The sequence below is a fragment of the Actinomadura rifamycini DSM 43936 genome (assembly GCF_000425065.1).
In the GTDB taxonomy this organism is placed as follows: Bacteria; Actinomycetota; Actinomycetes; order Streptosporangiales; family Streptosporangiaceae; genus Spirillospora; species Spirillospora rifamycini.
Genome location: NZ_AULB01000007.1, coordinates 308,104 through 333,324, shown reverse-complemented (window position 1 = coordinate 333,324; position 25,221 = coordinate 308,104). Strand labels below are relative to the sequence as shown.

The window sequence follows — 25,221 nt, the reverse complement described above, 5'->3', positions numbered from 1 at the left end:
GGGTTACAGGGTCGAATGTAGGGCTCCATGAGCACTGCGAACCCCTCCGACCCCCTCCTCGTGATCAGCGCCCACGCCGGCGACTTCGTCTGGCGCGCGGCCGGCGCCATCGCCCTGGCCGCCGAGCGCGGCGACCGCGCCAAGGTCGTGTGCCTGAGCTACGGCGAGCGCGGCGAGTCCGCGCGCGCGTGGCGGGAGGGCAAGGGGCTGGACGAGATCAAGAAGATCCGCCGGGCCGAGGCCGAGGCCGCCGCCGCGGAGCTGGGCGCGGAGATCGAGTTCCTCGACGCCGGCGACTACCCCCTGGTCGAGAGCCACGAGCTGGTGGACCGGCTGGTGCGCGTCTACCGCGAGGTCGAGCCGGCGGTCGTCCTGACCCACCCCCTCGCCGACCCCTACAACGGCGACCACCCCGCCGCCGCCCGGATGGCGCTCCAGGCGCGGGTGCTGGCGCAGGCGATCGGGTACGACGCGCCGGGCGAGCCGCTGGGCGCCCCGCCCGTCTTCTTCTTCGAGCCGCACCAGCCCGAGCAGTGCGACTTCAAGCCGAACGTGCTGCTGGACATCACGCCGGTGTTCGAGCGCAAGCGGCGCGCGATGGAGTGCCTGCCCGCGCAGCGGCACATGTGGGACTACTACACGGCGCTCGCGAAGCGGCGCGGCGTCCAGCTCAAGCGGAACGCGGGCCCGAACCTCGGGCTGCCCGTCGACACCATGGCCGAGGCGTACGTCCGGCTGTACCCGCAGACCACGCGGGAGCTGGCATGAGGACGGTCGTGGTCACCGACCCGCCGCGCGCCGACTTCGCGCAGGTGGACGTGCTCGCCGCGTTCGGCGTCGCGACGGTGCACGAGGCGCTCGGCCGCACCGGGTACCTCGGGCCCGGCCTCCGCCCCGTCCACCTCGGCGCGCGGATCGCCGGGACGGCCGTGACGGTGCTGTCGTGGCCCGGCGACAACCTGATGATCCACGTGGCCGTGGAGCAGTGCCGTCCCGGCGACGTCCTGGTCGTGGCGACGACGTCGCCCTCCACGGACGGCATGTTCGGCGAGCTGTTCGCGACGGCACTGCAGCACCGGGGCGTGCGGGGGCTGGTCATCGACGCGGGCGTGCGGGACGTCGCGGAGCTGCACGCGATGGGGTTCCCGGTGTGGTCGGCGGCGGTCAGCGCGCAGGGCACGGTGAAGGCCACGCCCGGCGCCGTGAACGTCCCGGTCGCGATCGGCGGTCAGGTCGTCCGCCCCGGCGACGCGGTCGTCGCGGACGACGACGGCGTCCTGTGCGTCCCGCGCGGGCGCGTCGCGGAGGCGGTCGCCGCGGCCCGCGCCCGGGAGGAGAAGGAGGAGGCGACGCGCGCCGCGTTCCAGCGCGGCGAGCTGGGCCTCGACCGGTACGGGCTGCGCGGCCGGCTCGCCGGGATGGGCATCGAGTACGTCACGCACGCCGAGTACGAGGCGGAGCTCGCGGCCGAGGGCGGGACGGGCGCGTGACCGGCCGCGTGACCGGCCGCGTGACCGGGGGCGACGGGGTGCGCTGCATGCTGATGCGGGGCGGGACGTCGAAGGGCGCGTACTTCCTCGCGGACGACCTGCCGTCCGACCCGGCCGAGCGCGACGGCCTGCTGCTGCGCCTCATGGGCGCCCCCGACCCCCGGCAGATCGACGGGATCGGCGGCGCCCACCCGCTGACCAGCAAGGTCGCCGTCGTCTCCCCCTCGGCGGACCCGGCCGCCGACGTCGACTACCTGTTCCTCCAGATCGGCGTGGACGAGGCGACCGTCTCCGACCGGCAGAACTGCGGCAACCTGCTCGCCGGGGTCGGCCCGTTCGCCGTCGAGCGGGGCCTCGCCGCGGCGCGCGGCGCGGAGACGGCCGTCCGGATCCGGATGCTGAACTCCGGGAGCGTCGCCACCGCGACGTTCCCCACCCCGGGCGGGCGCCCCGCGTACGCGGGCGGCACCGCGATCTCCGGCGTGCCCGGGACGGCCGCCCCGGTCCTGCTCGACTTCGAAGGCACCGCGGGCTCGGCCACCGGCGGCGCGCTGCTGCCCACCGGCCGCGTCCGCGACGTCGTCGACGGCGTCGAGGTCACCCTCATCGACAACGGGATGCCGGTCGTGGTCGCCGCCGCCGCCGACTTCGGCGTCACCGGCGACGAGCCGCCCGCCGAGCTGGAGGACCGGCTGCGGGACCGGATCCAGTCGCTCCGCCTGCGCGCCGGGGAGCTGATGGGACTCGGGGACGTCGCCGGCGCGTCCGTCCCGAAGACCACCCTCGTCGCCCCGCCCCGCGCCGGCGGGACGATCGCCACCCGCACGTTCATCCCGCTGCGCGCCCACACCTCCATCGGCGTGCTGGGCGCCGTCACCGTCGCGACCGCCGTGCTCATCGACGGCGCCGTCGGCCACGACCTGGCCCGGCCGCCCGCGCCCGGCGCGCCGCTGGGCATCGAGCACCCCACCGGGCGCCTCGACGTGGACGTCCGGCTCGGCGCGCCGCCGGACGGCCCGGACGGCCCGGGCGGCGGCGTCGGCGTCCCGGCCGTCCGGCGGGCCGCGATCGTCCGGACCGCCCGCAAGCTCTTCGACGGCACCGTCTTCCCCCGACCCCCAGGAGACCCCCATGGCACCTGACCGCTCGCCCGCCCACGAGATCGCGCACATCGGCCACGTCGAGCTGCTGACGCCCGAGCCGGAGAAGAGCCTCTGGTTCTTCACCCGCGTCATGGGCCTCACCGAGAACGGCACCGAGGGCGACTCGGTCTACCTGCGGACCTGGGACGACTACGAGCACCATTCGCTGAAGCTCACCGCGCACACCACGTCCGGAATCCGGCGGGTCGGGCTGCGGACGTCCTCGCCGGAGGCGCTCGACCGGCGCGTGCGGGCGATCGAGGACGCCGGGCTCGGCATCGGCTGGCGCGACGGCGACCCCGGCCTCGGCCCCACCTACGTGTTCCGCGACCCGGACGGGCACGAGCTGGAGCTCTACTGGGAGTCGGAGTGGTACGAGGCGCCGCCCGAGCTGGCGCCGTCGCTGAAGAACCAGGCGCAGGCGTACCCGGCGCTCGGGGTGTGCGTCCGGCGGCTCGACCACGTCAACTTCCTGGCCGCCGAGGTCGAGCCGAGCACCGGCGTCCTGCGGGACGTCCTGGGCGCGCGCCCCACCGAGCAGATCAGGCTCGACGACGGGACGATCGCCGGCCGCTGGATGACGTTCACGAACAAGTCGTACGACATCGTGTACACGCGGGACCGGACGGGCAGCCGCGGGCGCCTGCACCACATCGCGTTCGCGACCGACACCCGCGAGGACATCCTCCGCGCCGCCGACATCTTCCTCGACAACGGCGTGTTCATCGAGACGGGCCCGCACAAGCACGCCATCCAGCAGACGTTCTTCCTGTACGTCTACGAGCCGGGCGGGAACCGGGTCGAACTGTGCAACCCGGGCGCCCGGCTGGTCCTCGCGCCCGACTGGCGGACGATCACCTGGACGGAGGCCGAACGCGCCAAGGGCCAGGCGTGGGGCCTCCAGACCATCGAGTCGTTCCACACCCACGGAACGCCGCCCGTGGCCTGACCCGGCGCGGGGACGGGTCGTCCCCGCGCCCGGCGTCAGCGCGCCGCGGCCAGCCGCTCCAGCAGGTCGCGGCTCGCCGCGGCCATCGCGTTCGGCACCCCCAGCTCGTCCAGCATGTCCGCCGCCGCGCGCATCTCGGCGGCCCGCCGGACGGCGTGCCGGTGCGTCCCGTCGACGAGCCGGTCCACGGTCGGCTCGCCGGCGCGGACCAGCTCCTCGACGATGTTGCCGCGCAGCCAGTCCGCGCACCCGGCGGCCCGCGCCGCCTCCAGCGCCTCCACGACCGACGCCGCCAGGCCCTTGAAGAACACGCTGCGCAGCAGCTTGCGCCCGGCCGCGGCGCCGGCCGGCGCCGGACCCGACTCCCCGGCCAGCACCTCCACCGCCGCGCCGAGCGGCCCGAGCAGCGCCGCGACGTCCTCGGCCGCGTCCCCGCAGGCCAGCATGGGGGTGCGCAGGCCGCGGCCGGGCACCGGCGCCATGACCGCCACGTCCGCGAACCGGACGCCGCGCGCCGCCGCCAAACCGTCCAGCTCCCGCTTCAGGCTCGGCGGGCCGGTGTTCAGGTCGGCCCAGACCGCGCCGTCAGCGAGCCCCGCGGCCGCGTTGCGGAACGCGTCCACGGCGTCGTGGGCGCTGTTGACGCTCAGCACCAGCGCCGCCCCCGCCGCGGCCTCCGCCTCGCCCGCCGCACCGGCCACGCCGTCCGGCGCGGGCACGGCCGGGTCGTAGCCGCGGACCCGCGCGCCCGCCGCGACCAGGTCGCGGGCGAACGCGCCGCCGGCCTCGCCGAGGCCCAGAACCGTGATGATGGGCTCGCCGGACATGTGACCTCTTCCCTCGTGTTCCCTCGTGTTCCCTCGCGGGCCGCTCGTGGGCCGCCCGTGCTCGCCGCGTGCCGCGCGTTCCCGGCCGGGGCGCAGCGGGCTCATGTCCGGATAGGCTAAGTCATCAACAAAATTGGCGACAATCCTGGAGGGCCTGTGCCGGAGTCCCGCCCGCCCGCCCCGGTGGCCGCCCGCATCCGGGAGGCGATCCTCGCCGGCGAGTTCGTCCCGAACCAGCGGCTCATCGAGGCCGACCTGTCCGACCGGTTCGGGGCCGGACGCGCCGCCGTGCGCGCCGCGCTGCTCGAACTGGCCAACGAGGGCCTCATCGAGCGCGTCCAGAACCGCGGCGCCCGCGTCCGCGCGGTGTCCCTCGCCGAGGCCATCGAGATCACCGAGGTGCGGATGGTGCTCGAGGGGCTGTGCGCCGCCAAGGCCGCCGAGCGCGCCACCGACGCCGACATCGCCGAACTGCGCGAGATCGGCGAGGGCATGCGGGCCGCCGTCGCGTCCGGCGACGTGTTCGGCTACTCGGGCCTGAACCAGCGGCTGCACGCGCGCGTCCGCGGGATCAGCGGGCAGGGCACCGCCTCGGACGTCCTCGAGCGGCTCCGCGCGCAGAACGTCCGGCACCAGTTCCGGCTCGCGCTGCACCCCGGGCGCCCGCAGACGTCCCTGCCCGAGCACCTCGCCATCATCGAGGCCATCGCCGCCCGCGACCCGGCCGCCGCCGAACGGGCCGCGCGCGCCCACCTGGAGAGCGTCCTCGAGACCCTCCCGAAGGTGCTGCCCGAAGAGAACCGCTGACGGGTCCGGACGCCCGAAAACCCTTCGCCTTCCCTTCCTCCGCACGGTTACGGTCACGGGGCCGCGATGCGGCGTATCCGCATGCGCGGCAGGTCGTCGTTCCCGAGACCCGGAGGAGGGCAGATTTCGATGACCACAACGTTCCTGGGTGCGGCCGGTGTTCGGAACATCGGGATCATGGCCCACATCGACGCCGGGAAGACCACGACCGCCGAGCGCATCCTGTTCTACACCGGCGTCTCGCACCGCATCGGCGAGGTGCACCACGGCGCCGCCGCCCTCGACTTCCTGAAGCAGGAACGCGAGCGCGGCATCACCATCGGCTCCGCCGCCACGACCTTCCACTGGTCCGTGGACGGCGCCGACCACACCGTCAACCTCATCGACACGCCCGGCCACGTCGACTTCATGATCGAGGTCGAGCGGTGCCTGCGCGTGCTCGACGGGGCCGTCACCGTGTTCGACGGCGTCGCCGGGGTCGAACCGCAGTCGGAGACCGTGTGGCGGCAGGCCGACCGGTACCGCGTGCCGCGCGTCTGCTTCGTCAACAAGCTCGACCGCGCGGGCGCCGACCTCGCCCGCTGCACGGGCATGATCGCCGACCGGCTCGGCGCCGTCCCGCTCGTCCTGCAGCTGCCGATCGGCGCCGAGGCCGGGTTCGCCGGCGTCGTCGACCTGGTCGGGTTCCGCGCCCACGTGTGGACGGACGAGGCGTACGAGGTCACCCGGGTCCCGGACGACCTCGCCGACGAGGCGCGCGCGTGGCGCGCCCGGCTCGTCGACACGATCGCCGAGCACGACGACCCGTTCCTTGAGCAGTGCCTGGAGGGCGAACCGACCCACGAGCAGATCCACGCCGCGATCCGCCGGCTGACGATCCGGAGGGACGACGTGACCGTGACGCCCGTCCTCTGCGGCAGCGCGTTCAAGAACAAGGGCGTGCAGCCGCTGCTGGACGCGATCGTCCGGTACCTGCCGTCCCCACTAGACGCGGGCGGGGGCGCGGGCGACGTCTCCGACGAGGCCCCGCTGGCCGCGCTCGTCTTCAAGATCACGAGCGACCGGCACCTCGGGCGGCTCGCGTACGTCCGCGTCTACTCCGGCCGGCTCGAGTCCGGCGCCGCGGTGCTGAACAGCGTCAAGGGCCGCCGGGAGCGGATCGGCAAGGTCTACCGGGTGCACGCGGCCGAGCGCCGCGAGATCGGCGCCGCCGGGGCGGGCGACATCGTCGCGGTCATGGGGCTCAAGCAGACCACGACCGGCGAGACCCTGTGCGCCGAGGCGCACCCGGTCGTCCTGGAGTCCATGGACGTCCCCGAACCGGTCATCGAGGTCGCGATCGAGCCCCGCTCGTCCGCCGACACCGACCGGCTCGGCGCCGCCGTCCGGCGGCTCGCCGAGGAGGACCCGTCCTTCCGCGTGCGCGCCGACGCCGAGACCGGCCAGACCGTGATCGGCGGGATGGGGGAGCTCCACCTGGAGATCCTCGTCGACCGGATGAAGGAGGAGTTCGGCGTCGAGGCCGCCGTCGGACGGCCCCGCGTCGCCTACCGCGAGACCATCCGGCGCCCGGTCGCGGACGTCGAGTACCTGCACCGCAAGCAGACGGGAGGGAGGGGCCAGTACGCGAAGGTGAAGATCTCCGTCGAGCCGATCGCGGACGGCTACGAGTTCGTCAACCGCGTCACCGGCGGCCGCGTCCCGAAGGAGTTCGTCCCGTCGGTGGACGCGGGCTGCCAGGAGGCGATGGGCGCGGGCGTCCTCGCGGGCCACGAGCTGACGGGCGTGCGCGTCACGCTCCTCGACGGCGACTTCCACGTCACCGACTCGTCCGAGGCGGCGTTCAGGACGGCCGCCGCACACGCGTTCGCGGCGGCGGTCCGGCGGGCGGCGCCCGTCCTGCTCGAACCGGTGATGTCCGTCGAGGTCACCACCCCGGAGGAGCACATGGGCGCGGTCATCGGCGACCTCAACGCCCGCCGCGGCCGCGTCGAGGGCACCGGCGAGCGCGGCGGCGCCCGGGTCGTCCGCGCCCTGGTGCCGCTGGCGGAGACGTTCGGGTACGTCGGCGACCTGCGCGGCATGACGTCCGGCCGCGCGGTGTTCGCGATGGAGTTCGACTCGTACGCCGAGGTCCCGGCGCACATCGCGGCCGGCCTCGTCTGAGGGCCGACCCGGTCTGACGGCCGAGGGGTGCGGGGGTGCTTCCCCCCCGCGCCCCTCGTGCGGTCTCGGGGGCGGCGGGGGCGTGCGGTCCGCCGTCCGACGGGTCCCGTAGTGTGACCGCGAAGTCGCATCACGGGAGGAGTCCGGATGGACGAGGAAATGCGGACCAACACGGCGGCCTGGGAGCAGACCGTGCGGTCGTCCCTCGAGCTCGCCGCGACGCTCGACGCCGCCGACTGGGACCGTCCGACCGAATGCCCGGGGTGGACGGTCAAGGACCAGTTCTCCCACCTCGTCGGCATCGAGCGGTCCCTGCTGGGCGACCCCGAGCCGGACGTCGCCGTGCCCGCGTTCGACCACCTCCGCAACGACTTCGGCAAGGCCCTCGAGGTCGCCGTGCACGCGCGCCGCGCCGTCCCGGGCCCCGAGGTCGCCGCCGAACTCGCCGAGGCCCTCGACCGGCGCCTCGCCCAGCTCCCGACGATCGACCCCGAGCAGCCCATCCCCCTGCCGAACGGCAGGGAGGGCACCTACAAGCGGTTCATGGCGTTCCGCGCGATGGACTGCTGGACGCACGAGCAGGACGTGCGGCGCGCGGTCGGCCGTCCGGGCAACCTCGACGCGCCCGCCGCGCACTGCCTGTGGAGCATCCTCGGCCCCGGTCTGCCGATCGTCGTCGCGCGCCGCGCGAAGGCCGAGCCGGGCGCGTCCGTCCTGTTCACGATCACCGGCCCGCCGTCCTTCCGCGCGGCGTACACCGTCGGCCCCGACGGCCGGGCCGTCCCGGCGGACCCCGAGCCCGCCGGGTTCACTGCCGAACTCGCCATGGACCTCGAGACCTACGTGCGGCTCGCCGCCGGCCGCTGCACGGCGGACGCCGTCACGGTCGGGACGAAGGGCGACGAGGACCTCGCCGCCCGCGTCCTCGCCGCCATGTCCCTGACCCCCTGACCGGCGCCTATCCGGCCGGGAAGGCGGAGGTGAGGAGGGCGGGGGACTCCTCGCGGCCGTCCAGGACGCGGTTGGTGCGGGTGACGGCCCGCCAGCCGGCCGGGGTGCGGCGCAGCGTCCAGCGGTTCGCGGTCGCGCGGCGCAGCACGAAGCCGTCCGGACCGTTGACGATCATGAGCGTGTAGCCGACGGCGACGGCCTCGTCGCCGTCGACGGTGACGTGCGGCGGGCCGACGAAGTGGGCGCAGCCGCCCGCGATCCAGCGCCGGTGGTTCTTCGACCGCACCATCGCGTCGATCTCGGCGGGGCCGGTCATGAGGAGTTCGTCGACGTCGTAGACGCCGTCGTCGTCCCACAGCGCGGCGACCTCGGGGGCGCGGCCGCTGTCGACGAGGGGCCCGTAGGACAGGATCAGCCGGGTGATCTCGCGCTCGTCCTCCAGGGCGCGCAGCCGGGACTCGAGGGCGGCGAGGCGGTCGTCGTCGGGGCCGGTCGCGGTCATCGGACGTCTCCGAAGGTCAGGCCGCAGTCGAGCTCGCGCAGGGCGGCGAGCTGCTCGCGGTAGTGGTCGGGGGAGTCGGACACGAGGCGGACGCCGGCGACGGTGGCGCCCGCGTCCCGCAGGCGGACGAGGGCCGCGGCGGCGGCGCCGGGGTCCCGCACCGGGTCGAGCGGGCGGGACGGGGCGAGGACGACCTCGAAGCCGGCGGGGACGTCGGCGTCGGCGAGCATCTTCGCGAGGTCGTCGAGGGCGATCCCGAACGGGACCCAGCCGTCGGCGTCCAGGGCGCGGCGGAGGGACCGGGCGGTGCGGCCGCCGATCCAGATCGGGACGTGCTCCTGGACGGCGTGCGGTTCGACCACGAAGCCCGAGAAGTCGTAGTGGGTGCCGTGGTACTCCGGCGTGCGCCGGGACAGGGACGCCTGGAGCGCGGCCAGCGCGTCGTCCGCGCGCGCGCCGCGTCCGCTGAAGGGCGCGTCGAGCAGCTCGAACTCCTCCTGGAGGCTGCCGACGCCCAGGCCGAGGGTGAGGCGGCCGCCGCTGACCGCGTCGAGGGTGCCGTAGCGCTTCGCGATGGCGAGGGGGTGGTGGTAGCCGAGCACCAGGACCTGGGTGGCGAGGCGGATCCGGGCGGTGCGGGCGGCGAGGTAGCCGAACGTGGCCAGGGGGTCCCAGTAGACGCCGCCGCGCTGCTCGGCCGCCTCGGCGGGGACGGCGACGTGCTCGCTGCACGTGACGTGGTGGTAGCCGAGGCGGTCGGCCGTCTCGGCGATCCGGGCGATCTCGTCGATGCCCGCGGTCCGCTCCCAGGCGGCGTGCCCGGGCGGCGGCTGGGCCACCACGGGCGTGACGATGCCGACGCGCATCCAGGGACTCCCTTCGGTAGGAATGAGTTCTAGTTCCGGGGCGGTCACGGCCTCCGGCCTGCCACCGGTTCTACACGATTGCCTGACCTGGTCTTACGTGACCCCTTCCGTTGCCACCCAGCGCTTGCTACATTCCACCTAACAAGAATTCATTTCAGTCTTGTGCCCTGGGAGGTGCGATGGCCGAGCTCATGGCGCCCGGACGGCGGGAGACCCCGCCGTCGATGGTCGAGCGGATGACCCTGATCCTCGACGCGTTCAACGGACCGTCCGCCCGTCTGACCTTGGAGGACGTCGCGCGCCGCACCCGGCTGCCGCGCTCGACGGCCCACCGGATCCTCGACCAGCTCGTCCGCCAGCGCTGGCTGTCGCACCACTCGTACGGGTACGGGCTCGGCCAGCGCGCGCTCGGGCTGGGCGGCCGGGACGGCGGGCACGGCAAGATCCGCGAGGCGGCGGCGCCGCTGCTGCACGAGCTGCAGGTCACCACCGGCCTGGTCGCGCACCTCGCCGTGCTGGACGGCGCCGAGGTCTTCTACCTGGACAAGCTCGGCGGCCGGCTCGCCACCTCCGTGCCGTCGCGGGTCGGCGGCCGGGCCCCGGCGCACTCCACCGCGCTCGGCAAGGCGATGCTGGCGTGGCTGGAGCCCGAGCAGGTCGACGCGCTGCTCGGCCCGGAGATCGCCCGGATGACCAGCCGGACGATCGGCGAGCTGGGCACGCTGCACCAGGAGCTGCACCGGATCCGGCAGCGGCGCGGGCTGGCGTTCGAGCGCGGCGAGTCGTTCCCCGGCATCGCCTGCGTGGCCGCCGCGATCCGCGGCGCCGAGGGCCCGGTCGCGGGCATCTCGCTGGTCGGCGACGTCCGCGCGCCGCTGGAGAACGTCGCGCCGCTCGTCGTCACCGCGGCCCGCGAGGCGTCCCAGGTGCTGTTCCCCGGCTCGGCCCCCGCCCGGCACGACGGCGCCGGGAAGGGGACGGCCCGCGCGCGGAAGCCCGCGGGGGACCGGTCGTCCGACCGGGACTGCTGGTCCGCCGAGACGATGAACCGGCTGCTGGCCGTGGACGGCCGCGGCGACTGGATGTGACCCGGGCGGGGGTGGCGTCACATCCACCCCCACTGGCCCGCCCACCAGGCGTCCGGCGCGTCGAGCGCGCCCGGGTCCTCCGGCTCGTCCACGCCGAACCGGCTCCGGAAGAAGATCATCGGACGGTCGAGGCGGTCCTCGGGCCGCTCCACCGCGAGCACGCGGCCGATCACCACGTCGTGGTCGCCGGCGCGGTGCACGTCGTGCACCTCCGCGTGGACGGCGAGCAGGACGTCCCGCAGCGCGGGCGTCCCCCACGGCGAGACGTCCCAGTCGAGGTCCTCGAACTTGCGGCCCCGGCTGGACCCGAACCGCTGGCACAGGTCGCGCTGGTCCTCGCCGAGCACGTTGACGCAGAACCGCCCGGCGGCGCGGATCCGCGGCCAGGACCGGCCGCGCCGGTCGGCGCAGAACAGGACCAGCGGGGGCTCCAGGGAGACCGACGTGAACGACTGGCAGGCGAAGCCGGTCGGTTCGCCGCCGTCGATCGCGGTGACGACGGTGACGCCGGTGGCGAACTCGGACATCGCCCGGCGGAAGTCGGCGGGGTCCGGCCCGGCGGCGGGCTGGGCGGCGGGCTCGGTGTGCGGCGGCGTGCTGAGCGCTGGTTCGGCTGGCATCGGTGCACCTCGGATCGTCGCGGGACTGATTCGGAACGTAAGCGCCGCGCGGCGTGCCGCGCGCGAGCGATCCCGTTGAGCGGAACGGGGTTCGGGCGGGACGGGCCGGGGGCCGAAATGTCCCGCTGATCGGGATCCGGGAAGGTGCCGCCGAGGCGCGCGGGCATACGTTCCGGACAAGCCACCCTGAAGGACTGAGAGGCCATGCCGACGGAGCTGACGTACGACGCGACGCTGCGGGAACTCGCCACCGACCAGGGCGTCCTGCGCTACCACGAGGCCGGCGAAGGCCCGCCCCTGCTGATGCTGCACGGCTCGGGCCCGGGCGTGACGGGCTGGCGCAACTTCCGCGACAACCTGCCGCTGTTCTCGAAGTACTTCCGCTGCCTCGTCCTCGAGTTCCCCGGCTTCGGGGTGAGCGACCCGACCGACCAGCACCCGATGATGGCGGCGGGCGGCTCGGTGATCCGCTTCCTGGACGGCCTCGGCCTCGACCGCGTCGACGTCATCGGCAACTCGATGGGCGGCATCGTCGGGACGAACGTCGCGCTCGCGAATCCGGACCGGGTGGGCGCCCTCGTCACGATCGGCGGCATCGGCCGCAGCATCTTCAGCCCGTCGCCCGGCGAGGGCATCAACCTGCTGATGGAGTTCACCGAGAACCCCACGCGCGAGGCGCTCGTCCAGTGGCTGCACTCGATGGTCCACGACCCGCGGCTGGTGACCGAGGAGCTCATCGAGGAGCGGTGGAAGCAGGCCACCGACCCCGACACGCTGGCCGCCGCGCGGCGCATGTACGGCAAGGCCGCGATGGCCGCGAACTTCAAGGTGCAGGCGAAGTCGGACCAGCCCCCGTACTGGGCGATGCTGCACAAGCTGAAGACCCGCACCCTCATCACGTGGGGCCGCGACGACCGCGTCAGCCCCGTCGACATGGCCCTGGTGCCGATGCGGACGATCCCGGACGTGCAGGTCAACATCTTCCCGAACTGCGGGCACTGGGTGATGATCGAGCAGAAGGAAGCCTGGGAGAGCGCGGTGCTGGCGTTCCTCACCCGCGCCGCGGGCGGGGCCGCCCCGAACGGGCGCACCGCCGGTGAGCGGGGCCGGGCATGAGCGCGGCGGCGGACGGGTCCGGCGCCTGGGACCACGAGTACGACCTCGTCATCGTCGGCAGCGGCGGCGGCGGGATGGCCGCGGCGCTGACCGCGCACGAGGAGGGCCTGAGCGTCCTCATCGTGGAGAAGGGCAAGAAGTTCGGCGGCAGCACCGCGCTGTCCGGCGGCGGCATCTGGATCCCCAACAACCCGACGCTGCGGGCGCGCGGCCACGACGACACCCGCGCGTCGATCCGCCGCTACCTCGACCTGCTCACCGAGGGCCGCGTCCCGGCCGCCCGCCTCGACGCCTACGTCGACCACGGCCCGGCCGCGATGGAGCTGATCTGCAAGAGCAAGTGGATGCAGTTCTTCTGGACGAAGGGCTACGCCGACTACCACCCCGAGCTGGAGGGCGGACGGCCGCTGGGCCGGTCCATCGAGGCCAAGCCGTTCGACACCCGCAAGCTCGGCGAGGACGAGAAGTACCAGCGGCCGAACAACATGAAGGGCCCGCTGGGCCTGTGGATCACCGCGAAGGACTACCACGACCTGGCGATGGCCAAGCGGACGTGGGCGGGCCGCCGGGCGTCGATGGTCGCGGCGTGGCGCGTGTCGTCGAACCTGGTCCGCCGCCGGCACATGTCGACGGGCGGGCGCGCGCTCGTCGCCCGGATGCGGATGGCGCTCAAGGACGCCGGGATCCCGCTCTGGCTGAAGACGACGATGACCGACCTGGTCACCGGCGAGGACGGGACGGTCACCGGCATCGTCGTGGAGCGCGACGGCGCGCCGCTGCGGCTGCGCGGCCGGCGCGGCGTGCTGCTGGCGACCGGCGGGTTCGACCACAACCAGAAGATGCGCGACGCGTACCTGCCGGAGGGCGGCCGCGCCGACTTCGCGATGGGCGCGCGGGAGAACACCGGCGACGGCATCCGGCTCGGCGAGCGGCTCGGCGCCGCCCTGGACTTCATGGACGACGCCTGGTGGATGCCCGCCGTGCGGCATCCCGCCGGGGCCGTGATCCCGCTGGTGTCCGAGCGGGCCATCCCGCGGATGGTCATCGTGTCCGCCGAGGGCAAGCGGTTCACGAACGAGGCGTCCCCGTACGTGAACTTCGTCCACGACCAGCTGGAGGGCGGGCACGTCCCCTGCTGGTTCGTCATGGACGCCAAGACGCGCGCGCGCTACCCGTTCGCGCAGATCCTGCCGGGCGCGCCGATCCCCAAGGCGTTCTACGAGCAGGGCATCGTGTTCAAGGCCGACACCCTCGACGACCTCGCGAAGCAGATAGGCGTCCCGGCGGACGCGCTGAACGAGACCGTCGCGAAGTTCAACGAGTACGCGCGCGCGGGCAAGGACCCGGAGTTCGGCCGGGGCGACAGCGCCTACGACCGCTACTACGGCGACCCGAACCTGAAGAACCCGAACCTGGACGTCGTCGAGTCCGCGCCCTACTACGCGTTCCGGCTGGAGGTCGGCGACCTCGGCACCAAGGGCGGGCTGGTGTGCGACGAGCACAGCAGGGTCCTGCGCGCGGACGGCTCGGTGATCGGCGGCCTGTACGCGACGGGCAACACGTCCGCGTCGGTGATGGGCAACGAGTACGCGGGCCCGGGCGCCACCATCGGCCCGTCCATCGTGTTCGGCTACATCGCGGCGCGGCACGCCGCGGGCCGGGCCGGGGTGGGGGCGGCCGCCGCGGAGGCGGAGCGAGCATGACGGGACTGCGACCATGACCGGGCTCAAGGCGCGCGTCGTCGAGGTCGTCCGCGAGACGGCCGACGCGCACTCGCTCGTCCTGGAACCGGCCGAGGGCGACCGCGACCGGTTCCGGTACAAGCCCGGACAGTTCCTGACGGTCCGGGTGCCCGCGCCGGACGGGTGGGCGGCGCGCTGCTACTCGCTGTGCAGCTCGCCGGTCACCGACGACCGGCTCAAGGTCACGGTCAAGCGGGTCGCGGGCGGGCTCGGCTCGAACTGGATCTGCGACAACGTCACCGCGGGCGACGTCCTGGAGGTGCTGCGGCCGTCCGGGACGTTCACGCCCGCCTCGCTGGACGCGGACCTGCTGCTCCTCGCGGGCGGCAGCGGCATCACCCCGGTGATGTCGATCCTCAAGTCGTGCCTGGCCGGGGGCACGGGATCGGTCGTCCTCGTCTACGCGAACCGGGACGAGCGGTCCGTCATCTTCGCGGACGAACTGCGGGAGCTCGCTGCGGAGCACGGCGAGCGCCTCACGGTCGTCCACTGGCTGGAGTCGGTGCAGGGCCTCCCCACCGAGTCGGGCCTCCGCGCACTGGCGCGCGCGCACACCCAGCGTGACGTGTTCGTGTGCGGGCCCGGCGCGTTCATGGACCTCGCGGCGGCGGCGCTCTCCGGCCTCGGCATGAAGGTCCACGTCGAGCGGTTCTTCTCGCTCGCCGCCGACCCGTTCGAGACCCCCGAGGCCCCCGACCCGGCGCCGTCCGGCGGGGACGCGGACGGCGCGGACGGCGCGGGCGAGCCCGGCGAGATCGAGGTCGAACTCGACGGGGAGACCCGCACGCTGCCCTGGCCCCGCTCCGAACTGCTCCTCGACGTCCTGCTGCGGGCCGGGGTCGACGCCCCGTTCTCGTGCCGGGAGGGCTCGTGCGCCGCGTGCGCCTGCGTCGTCCTGGAGGGCGAGGCGGTCATGGACGCCAACACCGTCCTCGACGAGCAGGACCTCGCCGACGGGCTCATCCTCGCCTGCCAGGCGCGGCCGGCCGGCGACCGGCTGAAGATCACTTACGACGGCTGACCGCGGCGCCCCGGCACCGCGCACGACACCACGGGAGACAGGCGATGACGAACCGCGTCCTCGACACGATCATGGAACGGGCGGAGGAGATCCGCGAGCTGGGCCCGGTCAACGAGCGGCTCGGCAAGCTGGACGACAAGGCCGCCAAGGTGCTGCGCGACTCCGGCGTGATCCGGATGCTGCAGCCGGGGACGCACGGCGGGCTGGAGGCGCACCCGCGGGAGTTCGCCGAGGCGGTCATGGGGATCGCCTCCCTGGACGGGTCCACCGGCTGGGTCGCCGGCATCGTCGGCCTGCACCCGTGGGAGATGGCGATGGCCGACCCGCGGGTGCAGCAGGAGATCTGGGGCGACGACCCCGACACCTGGATCGCGTCCCCGTACGCGCCGATGGGCGTGGCCCGCCCGGTGGACGGCGGCTACATCTTCAACGGCCGCTGGCAGTTCTCCTCCGGCACCGACCACTGCGACTGGATCTTCCTCGGCGCGATGCTCGGCGACAAGGACGGCAAGGTCGCGCAGCCGCCGTCGTCCCTGCACATGATCCTGCCCCGCTCCGACTACGAGATCGTCGAGGACTCCTGGGACGTCGCCGGGCTCAAGGGCACCGGCAGCAAGGACATCATCGTCCGCGACGCGTTCGTCCCCGAGTACCGGACGATCCCGTTCAACAAGATCATCGACGGTTCGGCGCCGCGCGAGGCGGGGCTGACCAACCCGACGTTCCTCGTGCCGTTCTCCTGTGCGTTCCCCCTCGGCATCACCTCCGCCGTGATCGGGATCGCCGAGGGCGCCCTGCACCACCACCTCGCCTACCAGCGCACCCGCGTCCAGATCACCGGCACCAAGATCAAGGACGACCCGTACGTGCTGTACGCGATCAGCGAGGCCGCCGAGGAGATCAAGGCGTCCCGCACCGCGCTGATCGAGAACGCCTCCCGCATGTACGACAAGGCCGCCGCGGGGCACGAGTTCTCGTTCGCCGAGCGCGCCGCCGGCCGCCGCACCCAGGTGCGCGCCGCGTGGCGGGCCGTGCAGGCGATGAACGAGATCGTCGTCCGGTCCGGCGGCAACGCGATGCGCGCCGACAACCCGATCCAGCGGTTCTGGCGGGACGCCCACGTCGGCCTCGCGCACGCCATCCACGTCCCCGGCGCCGTCTACCACGTGTCCGCCCTGACCGACCTCGACATCGAGCCCCCGCAGGGCCCGATGCGCTCGATGATCTGACCGGACCCGCTCCGGACCCACGTCCGCACCCCGCCCGGCCGGACGGCCGGGCCGCGACTTCGAAGGGATCGAGGACAGTGACGCACATCCGTGGACTCGGATATCTCAAGGTCCAGACGCAGCACATCGAGCGGTGGCGCGAACTGACGATCGACGCGCTCGGGTTCGCCGAGGGCTCCGGCCCCGACCCGGACGGCCTGTACCTGCGCATGGACGAGCGCAGGCACCGCCTCGCCGTCCTGCCCGGCGACACCGACCGGGTCCTGGCCATCGGCTGGGAGGTCCGCGACCAGTTCGCGCTCGCCGCCGTCCGGGAAGCCGTCGAGAAGGCCGGCCGGGAGGTCACCGAGCTGCCCCCGGGCGAGGACGCCGAACGCACCATCGCGTTCACCGACCCGGGAGGCACCCCGCTCGAGGTGTTCTACGGGCCGGTCCTGGACCACTCGCCGGTCGTCACCGGCAACGCGCAGAAGTTCGTCACCGGCCCGCAGGGCATGGGCCACGTCGTCCTGCCGACCCCCCGCCAGGACGAGGTCGTCGCGTTCTACACCGACGTCCTCGGGTTCCTCCCGCGCGGCGCCTTCGGCAGCGGCGAGCCGGGCAAGCGCATGCGCGTCCGGTTCATGGGCGTCAACCAGCGCCACCACAGCCTCGCCGTGTGCCCCGCCCCGCACGACGGCGACCCGGGGCTCGTCCACCTGATGGTGGAGGCCGACACCCTGGACGCCGTCGGCATCGCCCTCGACAAGGTCACGAAGAACGGCTTCTCGATCTCCTCCACGCTGGGCCGCCACACCAACGACAAGATGGTGTCGTTCTACGTGCGCGCCCCCGGCGGCTGGGACATCGAGTACGGCTGCGAAGGCATGCTCGTCGACGAGGCGTACTACACCGCCGAGGAGATCACCGCCGACAGCTACTGGGGCCACGACTGGTCCGGCTCCGAGCCGCTCGCCGCGTTCGTCCCGAAGGGGAAGTGAACGGGTGACCCGCCGAACCTCCGTCGAGCCCGTCGCCGCGTCCGCCGTCGGCGGCGGGTTCGACCACGAGTGCGACGTCCTCGTCGTCGGCTTCGGCTGCGCGGGCGCCGCGGCCGCGTACGAGGCCGCGAGCGCGGGCGCGGACGTCATCGTCCTGGAGCGGGCGAGCGGCCCCGGCGGCTCGTCCGCGCAGTCCGGCGGCGAGCTGTACCTCGGCGGCGGTACGGACGTCCAGAAGGCGTGCGGTTTCGACGACACGCCGGACGCCATGTACGCCTTCCTCGAAGCGGCGCTCGGCCCGCACGCCGACACCGCCAAGCTCCGGCTGTACTGCGACGAGAGCGTCGAGCACTTCGAGTGGTTCCGCGAGCGCGGCGTGCCGTTCAAGCCGACCCTCTACCCGTCGCCGGTGTGGATGCCGATGACCGACGACGGGCTCATGTGGCTCGGCGAGAACGCGTGGCCGTACAACACGCTCGCCGAGCCCGCCCCCCGCGGCCACCGCCCGGCCGCGCCCGGCTTCGCCGGCGGCCTCCTCATGGAGAAGCTCGCCGCCGCCGCCACCGCGGCCGGCGCCGCGACGCACACCGACACCCAGGCCGCCGCGCTCGTCATGGACGGCGGCAGGGTCGCGGGCGTCACGGCCCGCTCCTTCGGGCGGGACGTCGCCTACCGCGCCCGGAAGGCCGTCGTGATCACCACCGGCGGGTTCGTCGACAACGAGGAGATGCTGGCCGCCCACGCGCCCGTCCTGCTCGGGCACGGCAAGGTCAGCGACGGCCTCGACGACGGCTCCGGCATCCGGATGGCCACCGCCGCGGGCGCCGCCGTCCGCCGCATGTCCGCCGTCGAGATCGCGCTCACCGCGCTGCCCGCGATGGTGAACCGCGGCATGCTCGTGGACGGCCTCGGCCGCCGCTTCATCAACGAGGACGTCTACCCCGGCCACTACAGCGTCCACGCCGTCCGGCACCAGCCCGGCCCCTACTGGACGATCATCGACGAGGAGGGGTTCGAGAGCGTCCCCGAGGCCGACCGGTGGGGCCTGCGCCCCTCCCACGCCGCCGAGACCCTCGCCGAACTGGAGCGGGAACTCGGCATGCCCGCCGGGGCCCTGGAGACCACGGTCGAGACGTACAACCGGCACGCCGAGAACGGCGAGGACCCCTACTTCCACAAGGACCCGAAGTGGCTGCGGCCGCTCCGCCCCCCGTTCGCCGCGATCGACCCCCGCGCGGGCTTCTTCGACGGCGGCGGCGGCAAGGGCACCGGGGCCGCCGGATTCACCCTCGGCGGCCTGCACACCACCGTCGACGGCGCGGTCCTCAACAACTCCGGCGACCCCGTACCCGGCCTCTACGCCGCCGGACGCGCGTCGTCCGGCATGCACGGCGAGGGCTACATCAGCGGGACGTCCCTGGGCGACGGCACCTTCTTCGGCCGCCGCGCCGGGCGCGCCGCCGCACGAGAGGAGAACGAGTGAAGTACGCCGTCCTGGCGCCCGTCGCCGCCGGCGTCACCGCGGACCCCGCCTGGATCGGTCCCTACGCCGAGCACGCGGACGCCTGCGGGTTCGAGTCCATCGTCGCCGTCGAGCACGCCGTCGTCGCCAGCCGCTACGACAGCGTCTACCCGTACGACGCGTCCGGGAAGATGGAACTCGCCGACGACCTCGACATCCCCGACCCGCTGGACCTCCTCGCGTACCTGGCGGGCCGCACGTCCCGGATCGGGCTCGCCACGGGCGTCCTCGTCCTGCCGAACCACCACCCGGTCGTCCTCGCCAAGCGCCTCGCCACCATCGACGCCCTCGCGGGCGGACGGCTCCGCGTGACCGTCGGCATGGGCTGGATGCGCGAGGAGATCGAAGCCTGCGGCGCCGACTTCGACACCCGCGGGCGCCGCGCGGACGAGCAGATCGCCGTCCTGCGCGCGCTCTGGGCCGACACTGCCCCCGAAGGCGCGACCCACGAGGGCGAGTTCTTCGGCTTCCGCAACGCGATGAGCTACCCGAAGCCTGTCCGAGGCGACGTCCCGATCCACATCGGCGGGCACAGCAAGGCGGCCGCTCGCCGAGCCGGACGCCTCGGCCAGGGCCTACAGCCCTTGGGCGTCGCAGGGGACGAACTGCAAGCGCTCGTCAAGCTCATGCGCGAGGAAGCCGAACAGGCGAACCGCGACCCCGACGCCCTTCAGTTGACCCTCGGCCACAGCCTGGCCAAGGTCACGCCGGAGAAGGCGGAGAGGCTCGCGGCCCAGGGCGCCGACCGGCTCGTCCTCCGCGCGACCCCCACGCGCGACCTGAACGAGGCCAAGGACGAACTGTCGGCCTGCGCCGAACGCCTCGGCCTCGCATGACGCACCTCACGGCGGGCGACCGGACCGACCTGTGCGACCTGGTCGCCCGCTACGCGCTGCACGCCGACCGCCGCGACTTCGACGCCCTCGCGGACCTGTTCGCCCCCGCCGCCGCGCTCGTCCTGCCCGACCCGCCCGCCGACCTCGCGCCCGTCCGCACCCACACCGGACGCGACGCGATCGTCCGGGCCCTCGCGACGCTGCGCGCGGTCCCCGTCACGTCCCACGAACTCGCGGGCGAGGTGTTCGACGCGGGCGACGAACCGGACACGGCGTCCGGGCACGTCACGTGCGTCGCCCACCACATCACCGAGCACGACGGCCGGCTCACCGACCTCGCCTGGCACCTGCACTACACCGACGCCTACACGCGCCGGGACGGCGCGTGGCGCATCGCCCGCCGCTCCTTGCAGATCGACTGGATCGAGACCCGTCCCGTCCGGAAGGCACGCCGATGACCCGAGTCAGCGTGGTGACCGGCGGCGCCCTCGGCATCGGCGGCGCCGTCTCCCGCCGCCTCGCCGCCGACGGCGACCTCGTCGTCCTCAACGACATCGACGGCGACGCCGCCGCCCGCACCCGCGCCGACATCGAGGCCGCCGGCGGCCGCTGCGTCACCGTCGTCGGCGACATCGTCGAGGACGCCACCGTCGCCGCGGTCGTCCGCGCGGCCGGGCGCGCGGACGTCCTCGTCAACAACGTCGGCGACTTCCGCCCCGCCGCCCCGTCCTTTCAGGAGAGCACCCCCGAGCAGTGGCAGCGGCTCTACGAGCTGAACCTGCTGCACGTCTTCAAGCTCACCCACGCGCTGCTCCCCGCGATGATCGAGCACGGCTCCGGCGCCATCGTGAACAACTCCACCGTCGAGGCGTTCCGCGGCATCCCCCAGCACCCCGTGTACTCGGCGTTCAACGCGGGCGTCTCCGCCTTCACCCGCAGCCTCGCCGTCGCCGCCGGCCGCCACGGCGTCCGCGTCAACGCCATCGCCCCCGACCTCGCCGACACCGAGCAGACCCCGGCGTCCTGGATGCTCCGCGGCTACGACCCGGACCTCATGCACACCTGGGTGCCCATGGCCCGCTTCGGCCGTCCCGACGACTACGCCGCCGTCGTCGCCTTCCTCGCCTCCGACGAGGCCCGCTACGTCACCGGCCACACCATCCCCGTCGACGGCGGCACCCTGGCCGCCTCGGGCTGGTTCGTCCGCGCCGACGACCGCGGCTGGACCAACCGCCCCCACCGCGCCTGACCACCCCGAGCCGCCACCCGTGACGTCACGGTGCAGTCGCGGATGACGCCACCTCCGCGTCACTACGCCCCCGTACTCGCCCCTCTCGCGCAGAACACCAGCCCCCGGCGCCTTCGGCCGTCGCCGGCACCTCTGACCAGGCATTTCCGAGCCTTCACACAGGCGGAACAGGCGACCACAGCAGCCCCCTTCGCCGCCGGGCGCCTCCACGCCGCCTTGATCGACTTGACATGACGTCACTCATGACGCCACCATGACGTCATGGATCTCGCGATGTACGTCGACGGTCTTCGACGCGAACTCGCGGTCGCGGCCGAAGCCGGAGGCGAGGACGCCCGCGCCCTCGCGGAGCGGCTCACCTCACCACTGGAGGCCGCGGTCCGCCTCGTCCTGCTGGAGGCCCTGTCGGACGCGGCCGACGAGATCACCCGGGACCTCGCGCCCGGCTCGGTCGAGGTCCGGCTGCGCGGCCGCGATCCCGACTTCGTCGTGACGCCCCCTCCGGAACCCGCGCCCGCGGCGTCTCGGCCGCCCGCCGTCCCCGAAGTATCGGCGGGCATCCGGGCGCCGGCGGCCGAGCCGGAGGAGGCCGGCGGCACGTCGCGCGTCACGCTCCGCCTGCCGGAGCACCTCAAACCGCGGATCGAGGAGGCGGCGGGCCGGATGGGCCTGTCGGTCAATGCCTGGCTCGTCCGGGCGGTGACCGCCGCCCTCGACCCCGGCGGCCCCCCGCGGGACGGCGGCGAGGGACGGCCGATCGGGCGGAACTACACCGGATGGGTGCGCTGAAGATGCAGACCAGATCCACAGGGCAGCGGGAAGGGGTCCACGTGCACACGTTCGACACCCCGGACGCGATCGTCGCCGCCGTCGAGACCACGGGCGGCCTGGTCCGGTTCCGCGCCGGAGACCGCGCCGACACCGTGGTGGACGTGCGTCCCAGCGACGCCGCACGGGAGTTCGACGTCCAGGCGGCCGAGGAGACCCGCGTCGAGTTCGAGGCGGGACGGCTCTCGGTCAAAACGCCCCGCTACGCGGTCCGCACCCTCGTCGGCACCCCGCCGTCGGTGGAGGTGACCATCGACCTGCCGGCCGGATCGCAGGTCGAGGGCAAGAGCGGCGGACACTTCCGCGGCGAGGGCCGGCTCGGCGACACCGACCTCGACACCTCCGCCGGCTTCGTCCGGCTGCAGGAGACGGGACGCCTGAAAGTGCGCGCCGCCGCCGGGGAGATCTCCGTCCGGCGGGCGACCGGCCACATCGAGCTGGTGTCGGCCTCGGCGAAGATCCGGCTCGGCGAGATCGACGGCACCGCGACGGTGAAGACGTCCAACGGCGACATCACCATCGGCGAACTGGCAGGTGAAGCCCGGCTCGTCACCGCGAACGGCGACGTCCTCATCGGCCGCTCCCGCGCGGAAGTCCACGCGAAGACCGCGCACGGCAGCGTCCGGATCAGCGAGGCCGTCAGCGGAGGCGCCACCCTGGAGACCGGCTTCGGCGAAGTGGAGGTCGGCGTCCCCGACGGCACCGCGGCCTGGCTGGAGGTGAGCTCCGAGTACGGCCACGTGCGAAGCGAACTCGAGGCCGCCGACGACCCGGGCACCGCCGTCGAGATGGTCGAGATCCGCGCCCGCACCCGCTTCGCCGACATCCTCGTCCGCCGCGCCTGACCCGCGCCACCGCCCCGGACGCACGAACCCTCCCACCCTCCGGCCGCCCACCGACGAGGGCCACGCCACGCATGCCCGGCAGCGACCTGCCGACCCGCCCACCGCCCCACCCGAGGCCACCGCTAAGCCCCAAGGCCGCTGACAACACTTGAGGCCACCAACACCACCGCCACCACCTGTGGCCACCGGAACCACGGGCAACCAACGGCACCACCCGAGGCCATGGGCACCAAGGCCATCGGCACCACCCGAGCACTGACACCACCGGCACCACTTAGACCGCCCGACGCCACTTAGACCGTCCGGGGCGGAATAGACCGTCCGGCATTACTGGCTGGCGGCGTCCGGGCCGGCCTAAGCACCGACAACACATACACACACCCGACCGGCAGAGGCAGGGGACGACCGACGTCGCGCGTCGGTCCCGGCCGCCTGCGGACCTCTCGTCCCCATCGGTGAACACGGAGAGTAATCATGACGGAACCGGCCATCACGGTCACCGGCTTGCGCAAGTCGTACGGCGACAAGGTCGTGCTCGACGGCATCGACCTGCGGGTCGCCAGGGGAACGATCTTCTCGCTGCTCGGCCCGAACGGGGCCGGGAAGACGACCATGGTCAAGATCCTGTCCACGCTGATCCCCGCGGACGGCGGCGAGCTGCGGATCGCCGGGCACGACCCCGCCCGGGACGCCGACGCGGTGCGCGCCGCGATCGGCGTCACGGGCCAGTACTCGGCGGTGGACAACCTGCTGACCGGGCGGGAGAACCTGGCCCTGATGGGCGACCTCCACCATCTCGGCCGGGCGGCGTCCCGGCGCCGCGCCGACGAGCTGCTGGAGCGGTTCGACCTGGTGGAAGCGGGCCGGAAGCCGGCGAGCACCTACTCCGGCGGCATGCGGCGCAGACTCGACCTGGCGATGACGCTGGTGGGGGACCCGGCCGTGATCTTCCTCGACGAGCCCACCACCGGCCTCGACCCCCGCAGCCGCCGCACCATGTGGCGGACCATCCGGGACCTCGTCGCGGGCGGCGTCACGATCTTCCTCACCACCCAGTACCTGGAGGAGGCCGACCAGCTCGCCGACCGGATCGCGCTCCTCGACGGCGGGCGGCTGATCGCCGAGGGCACCGCCGACGAGCTCAAGCGCCTCATCCCCGGCGGCCACATCCTGCTGCGGTTCGCCGACCCGGCCGCCGTCTCCGCCGCCGTCGGCGCCCTGGCCGACGCCGCCCTCGGCGAGGACGGCCTGTCCCTGCGGGTCCCGAGCGACGGCGGCGTCCGCTCGATGCGGGACCTGTTCGCCCGCCTCGACGACCTGGCGATCGACGTGGCGGAGATGTCCGTGCACACCCCCGACCTCGACGACGTCTTCCTCACCCTCACCGGCCGGCACGACAAGGAGCCCCAGCGATGAGCACCGTGACCCACTCCCTGACCGACACGACGACGATGCTGCGCCGCCAGCTCCGGCGGATGCTGCGCTACCCGTCGTTGACGGTGATGCTCGTCGGCATGCCTGTGGTCTTCCTGCTGCTGTTCGTCTACGTCTTCGGCGGCACCCTCGGCGACGGTATCGGGGGCGGCTCCGGCGGGCGCGGCGCCTACGTCGACTACGTGGCGCCCGGCCTCATCCTGATGGCGATGGCCGCCACCGCGCAGGGCACCGCCATCTCGGTCGCCATGGACATGACCGAGGGCATCGTCGACCGCTTCCGCACCATGGCGATCTGGCGCCCGTCGGTGCTCACCGGGCACGTGATCGCCAGCGTCGTCCAAGCCCTGCTGGGCATCGTGGTCGTCGTCGGCGTCGCCTTCGCGATCGGCTTCCGGCCGGACGCGTCCCCGGTCGAGTGGCTCGCCGCGGCGGGCCTGGTCACCGGGACCGCGCTCGCCCTCACCTGGCTGGCGGTGGGGCTGGGCCTCGCCGCCAAGACCGTCGAGAGCGCCAGCAACTCCCCGATGATCCTGCTGCTCCTGCCGTTCTTCGGCAGCGGCTTCGTCCCGACCGACACGATGCCCACCGCGCTGCGCTGGTTCGCCGAGTACCAGCCCTTCACGCCCCTCACCGAGACCCTGCGCGGCCTCCTCATGGGCGACCGGATCGGCGACAGCGGCGTCCAGGCCGTCGCCTGGTGCGCCGGCGTCACGGTCGCCGGCTACCTGTGGTCGAAGTACCGCTTCAACCGCGCGGCCCACTGACCCCCGCCCCGCCGCCGGGGTGGCATGGAGCACGAGTCCAGGCGGATCGGGGGTCAGCGGAGGGCGACGGCCCGCACTCGGTCGAGCTGGACGAGGACGTCGCAGAACGCGGCCAGGCCGACCGGGCGGGGTTCCACCGGCTAGTCGGAACCGACGTCGCGTGCGAGGCGGGCCCGGCGCAGCCGACTCCGGGCGGGCTCAGGGACCGTCCACAGATCGAGCATGTAGTCCTCGTACCGGGCCA

General features: G+C 73.7%; 25 protein-coding genes. 21 read left to right on the top strand and 4 right to left on the bottom strand.

What is annotated here, in order from left to right; genetic code table 11:
* Positions 1-27 precede the first annotated feature (27 nt).
* The 4 genes from H505_RS0104245 to H505_RS0104230 are packed head-to-tail and all read left to right on the top strand — an operon-like array spanning position 28 to position 3,581.
* A complete protein-coding gene (locus tag H505_RS0104245) occupies positions 28-768 on the top strand; it encodes a PIG-L deacetylase family protein (RefSeq protein ID WP_026400982.1) in 741 nt (246 codons plus the stop codon).
* Positions 765-1,490: a 4-carboxy-4-hydroxy-2-oxoadipate aldolase/oxaloacetate decarboxylase gene (locus tag H505_RS0104240; RefSeq protein WP_026400981.1), complete on the top strand. Its 726-nt coding sequence runs from the start codon at positions 765-767 to the stop codon at positions 1,488-1,490. Before H505_RS0104245 ends, H505_RS0104240 begins: the two co-directional genes overlap by 4 nt.
* Positions 1,487-2,632 carry a 4-oxalomesaconate tautomerase gene (locus H505_RS0104235; RefSeq protein WP_245592429.1) on the top strand — a complete coding sequence of 382 codons (1,146 nt, stop codon included), beginning with the start codon at positions 1,487-1,489 and terminating at the stop codon, positions 2,630-2,632. The genes H505_RS0104240 and H505_RS0104235 overlap by 4 nt, the downstream gene beginning before the upstream one ends.
* Positions 2,622-3,581, top strand: coding sequence for a catechol 2,3-dioxygenase (locus H505_RS0104230; protein WP_026400979.1), 960 nt, complete (start codon positions 2,622-2,624; stop codon positions 3,579-3,581). The genes H505_RS0104235 and H505_RS0104230 overlap by 11 nt, the downstream gene beginning before the upstream one ends.
* Before the next feature lie 35 nt (positions 3,582-3,616).
* Here the strand turns inward: H505_RS0104230 and H505_RS0104225 are convergent, their stop codons facing one another.
* Positions 3,617-4,408, bottom strand: a complete 792-nt coding sequence (locus tag H505_RS0104225) for a DUF1932 domain-containing protein (protein ID WP_026400978.1) — start codon at positions 4,406-4,408, stop codon at positions 3,617-3,619.
* Between the two features lie 156 nt (positions 4,409-4,564).
* Here H505_RS0104225 and H505_RS0104220 point away from each other — a divergent pair, with 156 nt between their 5' ends.
* The 3 genes from H505_RS0104220 to H505_RS0104210 all read left to right on the top strand — a co-directional run bounded on the left by H505_RS0104220 (position 4,565) and on the right by H505_RS0104210 (position 8,332).
* Positions 4,565-5,215 carry a GntR family transcriptional regulator gene (locus H505_RS0104220; protein ID WP_026400977.1) on the top strand — a complete coding sequence of 217 codons (651 nt, stop codon included), beginning with the start codon at positions 4,565-4,567 and terminating at the stop codon, positions 5,213-5,215.
* A 129-nt stretch (positions 5,216-5,344) separates the two neighbouring features.
* A complete protein-coding gene (gene fusA, locus H505_RS0104215; protein ID WP_026400976.1) occupies positions 5,345-7,381 on the top strand; it encodes an elongation factor G in 2,037 nt (678 codons plus the stop codon).
* A gap of 147 nt (positions 7,382-7,528) precedes the next feature.
* Positions 7,529-8,332, top strand: coding sequence for a maleylpyruvate isomerase family mycothiol-dependent enzyme (locus H505_RS0104210; RefSeq protein WP_026400975.1), 804 nt, complete (start codon positions 7,529-7,531; stop codon positions 8,330-8,332).
* A 7-nt stretch (positions 8,333-8,339) separates the two neighbouring features.
* Here the strand turns inward: H505_RS0104210 and H505_RS0104205 are convergent, their stop codons facing one another.
* Together H505_RS0104205 and H505_RS0104200 are read right to left on the bottom strand one after the other, a co-directional pair.
* Positions 8,340-8,834 (bottom strand): nuclear transport factor 2 family protein, encoded by a 495-nt coding sequence (locus H505_RS0104205; RefSeq protein WP_026400974.1) that lies wholly within the window; start codon positions 8,832-8,834, stop codon positions 8,340-8,342.
* Positions 8,831-9,700 (bottom strand): TIGR03619 family F420-dependent LLM class oxidoreductase, encoded by an 870-nt coding sequence (locus H505_RS0104200; RefSeq protein WP_026400973.1) that lies wholly within the window; start codon positions 9,698-9,700, stop codon positions 8,831-8,833. Before H505_RS0104200 ends, H505_RS0104205 begins: the two co-directional genes overlap by 4 nt.
* A gap of 179 nt (positions 9,701-9,879) precedes the next feature.
* Between H505_RS0104200 and H505_RS0104195 the strand changes: the two genes are divergently transcribed.
* Positions 9,880-10,788 carry an IclR family transcriptional regulator gene (locus tag H505_RS0104195; protein WP_026400972.1) on the top strand — a complete coding sequence of 303 codons (909 nt, stop codon included), beginning with the start codon at positions 9,880-9,882 and terminating at the stop codon, positions 10,786-10,788.
* Between the two features lie 17 nt (positions 10,789-10,805).
* On the opposite strand, the gene H505_RS0104190 is transcribed toward H505_RS0104195, so the two are convergent.
* On the bottom strand, positions 10,806-11,408 hold the full coding sequence (locus H505_RS0104190; RefSeq protein ID WP_026400971.1) for a flavin reductase family protein: 603 nt from the start codon (positions 11,406-11,408) through the stop codon (positions 10,806-10,808).
* 204 nt (positions 11,409-11,612) lie between these two features.
* On the opposite strand from H505_RS0104190, the gene H505_RS39705 reads away from it, so the two are divergent.
* From H505_RS39705 to H505_RS0104125, 13 genes are all read left to right on the top strand, one after another.
* Positions 11,613-12,524: an alpha/beta fold hydrolase gene (locus H505_RS39705; protein ID WP_051300190.1), complete on the top strand. Its 912-nt coding sequence runs from the start codon at positions 11,613-11,615 to the stop codon at positions 12,522-12,524.
* Entirely contained in the window at positions 12,521-14,227 is a 1,707-nt protein-coding gene (locus H505_RS39700; protein ID WP_051300188.1) for an FAD-binding protein, read from the top strand. Before H505_RS39705 ends, H505_RS39700 begins: the two co-directional genes overlap by 4 nt.
* A gap of 13 nt (positions 14,228-14,240) precedes the next feature.
* On the top strand, positions 14,241-15,287 hold the full coding sequence (locus H505_RS0104175) for a ferredoxin--NADP reductase (RefSeq protein ID WP_026400970.1): 1,047 nt from the start codon (positions 14,241-14,243) through the stop codon (positions 15,285-15,287).
* Between the two features lie 44 nt (positions 15,288-15,331).
* Positions 15,332-16,516: an acyl-CoA dehydrogenase family protein gene (locus H505_RS0104170; RefSeq protein WP_026400969.1), complete on the top strand. Its 1,185-nt coding sequence runs from the start codon at positions 15,332-15,334 to the stop codon at positions 16,514-16,516.
* A 77-nt stretch (positions 16,517-16,593) separates the two neighbouring features.
* Positions 16,594-17,496 (top strand): VOC family protein, encoded by a 903-nt coding sequence (locus H505_RS0104165; RefSeq protein WP_026400968.1) that lies wholly within the window; start codon positions 16,594-16,596, stop codon positions 17,494-17,496.
* Positions 17,497-17,500: 4 nt separating this feature from the next.
* A complete protein-coding gene (locus tag H505_RS0104160) occupies positions 17,501-18,979 on the top strand; it encodes an FAD-dependent oxidoreductase (protein ID WP_026400967.1) in 1,479 nt (492 codons plus the stop codon).
* On the top strand, positions 18,976-19,854 hold the full coding sequence (locus H505_RS0104155; RefSeq protein ID WP_026400966.1) for an LLM class F420-dependent oxidoreductase: 879 nt from the start codon (positions 18,976-18,978) through the stop codon (positions 19,852-19,854). The genes H505_RS0104160 and H505_RS0104155 overlap by 4 nt, the downstream gene beginning before the upstream one ends.
* Positions 19,851-20,312 carry a nuclear transport factor 2 family protein gene (locus tag H505_RS0104150; protein WP_026400965.1) on the top strand — a complete coding sequence of 154 codons (462 nt, stop codon included), beginning with the start codon at positions 19,851-19,853 and terminating at the stop codon, positions 20,310-20,312. Before H505_RS0104155 ends, H505_RS0104150 begins: the two co-directional genes overlap by 4 nt.
* Positions 20,309-21,103 carry an SDR family NAD(P)-dependent oxidoreductase gene (locus H505_RS0104145; protein WP_026400964.1) on the top strand — a complete coding sequence of 265 codons (795 nt, stop codon included), beginning with the start codon at positions 20,309-20,311 and terminating at the stop codon, positions 21,101-21,103. The genes H505_RS0104150 and H505_RS0104145 overlap by 4 nt, the downstream gene beginning before the upstream one ends.
* Before the next feature lie 261 nt (positions 21,104-21,364).
* Entirely contained in the window at positions 21,365-21,892 is a 528-nt protein-coding gene (locus tag H505_RS0104140) for a hypothetical protein (RefSeq protein WP_026400963.1), read from the top strand.
* Between the two features lie 41 nt (positions 21,893-21,933).
* Positions 21,934-22,776 carry a DUF4097 family beta strand repeat-containing protein gene (locus H505_RS0104135; RefSeq protein ID WP_026400962.1) on the top strand — a complete coding sequence of 281 codons (843 nt, stop codon included), beginning with the start codon at positions 21,934-21,936 and terminating at the stop codon, positions 22,774-22,776.
* A 474-nt stretch (positions 22,777-23,250) separates the two neighbouring features.
* The gene (locus H505_RS0104130; protein WP_026400961.1) at positions 23,251-24,192 is read left to right on the top strand and encodes a daunorubicin resistance protein DrrA family ABC transporter ATP-binding protein; all 942 of its coding nucleotides are present in this window, start codon (positions 23,251-23,253) and stop codon (positions 24,190-24,192) included.
* Positions 24,189-24,977: an ABC transporter permease gene (locus tag H505_RS0104125; protein ID WP_026400960.1), complete on the top strand. Its 789-nt coding sequence runs from the start codon at positions 24,189-24,191 to the stop codon at positions 24,975-24,977. The genes H505_RS0104130 and H505_RS0104125 overlap by 4 nt, the downstream gene beginning before the upstream one ends.
* The last annotated feature ends 244 nt before the right edge of the window (positions 24,978-25,221 follow it).

Excerpts from the sequence above, each read along its gene's own strand:
- H505_RS0104245 (WP_026400982.1), top strand. The coding sequence starts at position 28 with ATGAGCACTGCGAACCCCTCCGACCCCCTCCTCGTGATCAGCGCCCAC.
- H505_RS0104240 (WP_026400981.1), top strand. The coding sequence starts at position 765 with ATGAGGACGGTCGTGGTCACCGACCCGCCGCGCGCCGACTTCGCGCAG.
- H505_RS0104230 (WP_026400979.1), top strand. The coding sequence starts at position 2,622 with ATGGCACCTGACCGCTCGCCCGCCCACGAGATCGCGCACATCGGCCAC.
- H505_RS0104225 (WP_026400978.1), bottom strand. The coding sequence starts at position 4,408 with ATGTCCGGCGAGCCCATCATCACGGTTCTGGGCCTCGGCGAGGCCGGC.
- fusA (WP_026400976.1), top strand. The coding sequence starts at position 5,345 with ATGACCACAACGTTCCTGGGTGCGGCCGGTGTTCGGAACATCGGGATC.
- H505_RS0104210 (WP_026400975.1), top strand. The coding sequence starts at position 7,529 with ATGGACGAGGAAATGCGGACCAACACGGCGGCCTGGGAGCAGACCGTG.
- H505_RS0104205 (WP_026400974.1), bottom strand. The coding sequence starts at position 8,834 with ATGACCGCGACCGGCCCCGACGACGACCGCCTCGCCGCCCTCGAGTCC.
- H505_RS0104200 (WP_026400973.1), bottom strand. The coding sequence starts at position 9,700 with ATGCGCGTCGGCATCGTCACGCCCGTGGTGGCCCAGCCGCCGCCCGGG.
- H505_RS0104195 (WP_026400972.1), top strand. The coding sequence starts at position 9,880 with ATGGCCGAGCTCATGGCGCCCGGACGGCGGGAGACCCCGCCGTCGATG.
- H505_RS0104190 (WP_026400971.1), bottom strand. The coding sequence starts at position 11,408 with ATGCCAGCCGAACCAGCGCTCAGCACGCCGCCGCACACCGAGCCCGCC.
- H505_RS39705 (WP_051300190.1), top strand. The coding sequence starts at position 11,613 with ATGCCGACGGAGCTGACGTACGACGCGACGCTGCGGGAACTCGCCACC.
- H505_RS39700 (WP_051300188.1), top strand. The coding sequence starts at position 12,521 with ATGAGCGCGGCGGCGGACGGGTCCGGCGCCTGGGACCACGAGTACGAC.
- H505_RS0104175 (WP_026400970.1), top strand. The coding sequence starts at position 14,241 with ATGACCGGGCTCAAGGCGCGCGTCGTCGAGGTCGTCCGCGAGACGGCC.
- H505_RS0104170 (WP_026400969.1), top strand. The coding sequence starts at position 15,332 with ATGACGAACCGCGTCCTCGACACGATCATGGAACGGGCGGAGGAGATC.
- H505_RS0104150 (WP_026400965.1), top strand. The coding sequence starts at position 19,851 with ATGACGCACCTCACGGCGGGCGACCGGACCGACCTGTGCGACCTGGTC.
- H505_RS0104145 (WP_026400964.1), top strand. The coding sequence starts at position 20,309 with ATGACCCGAGTCAGCGTGGTGACCGGCGGCGCCCTCGGCATCGGCGGC.
- H505_RS0104140 (WP_026400963.1), top strand. The coding sequence starts at position 21,365 with ATGGATCTCGCGATGTACGTCGACGGTCTTCGACGCGAACTCGCGGTC.
- H505_RS0104130 (WP_026400961.1), top strand. The coding sequence starts at position 23,251 with ATGACGGAACCGGCCATCACGGTCACCGGCTTGCGCAAGTCGTACGGC.
- H505_RS0104125 (WP_026400960.1), top strand. The coding sequence starts at position 24,189 with ATGAGCACCGTGACCCACTCCCTGACCGACACGACGACGATGCTGCGC.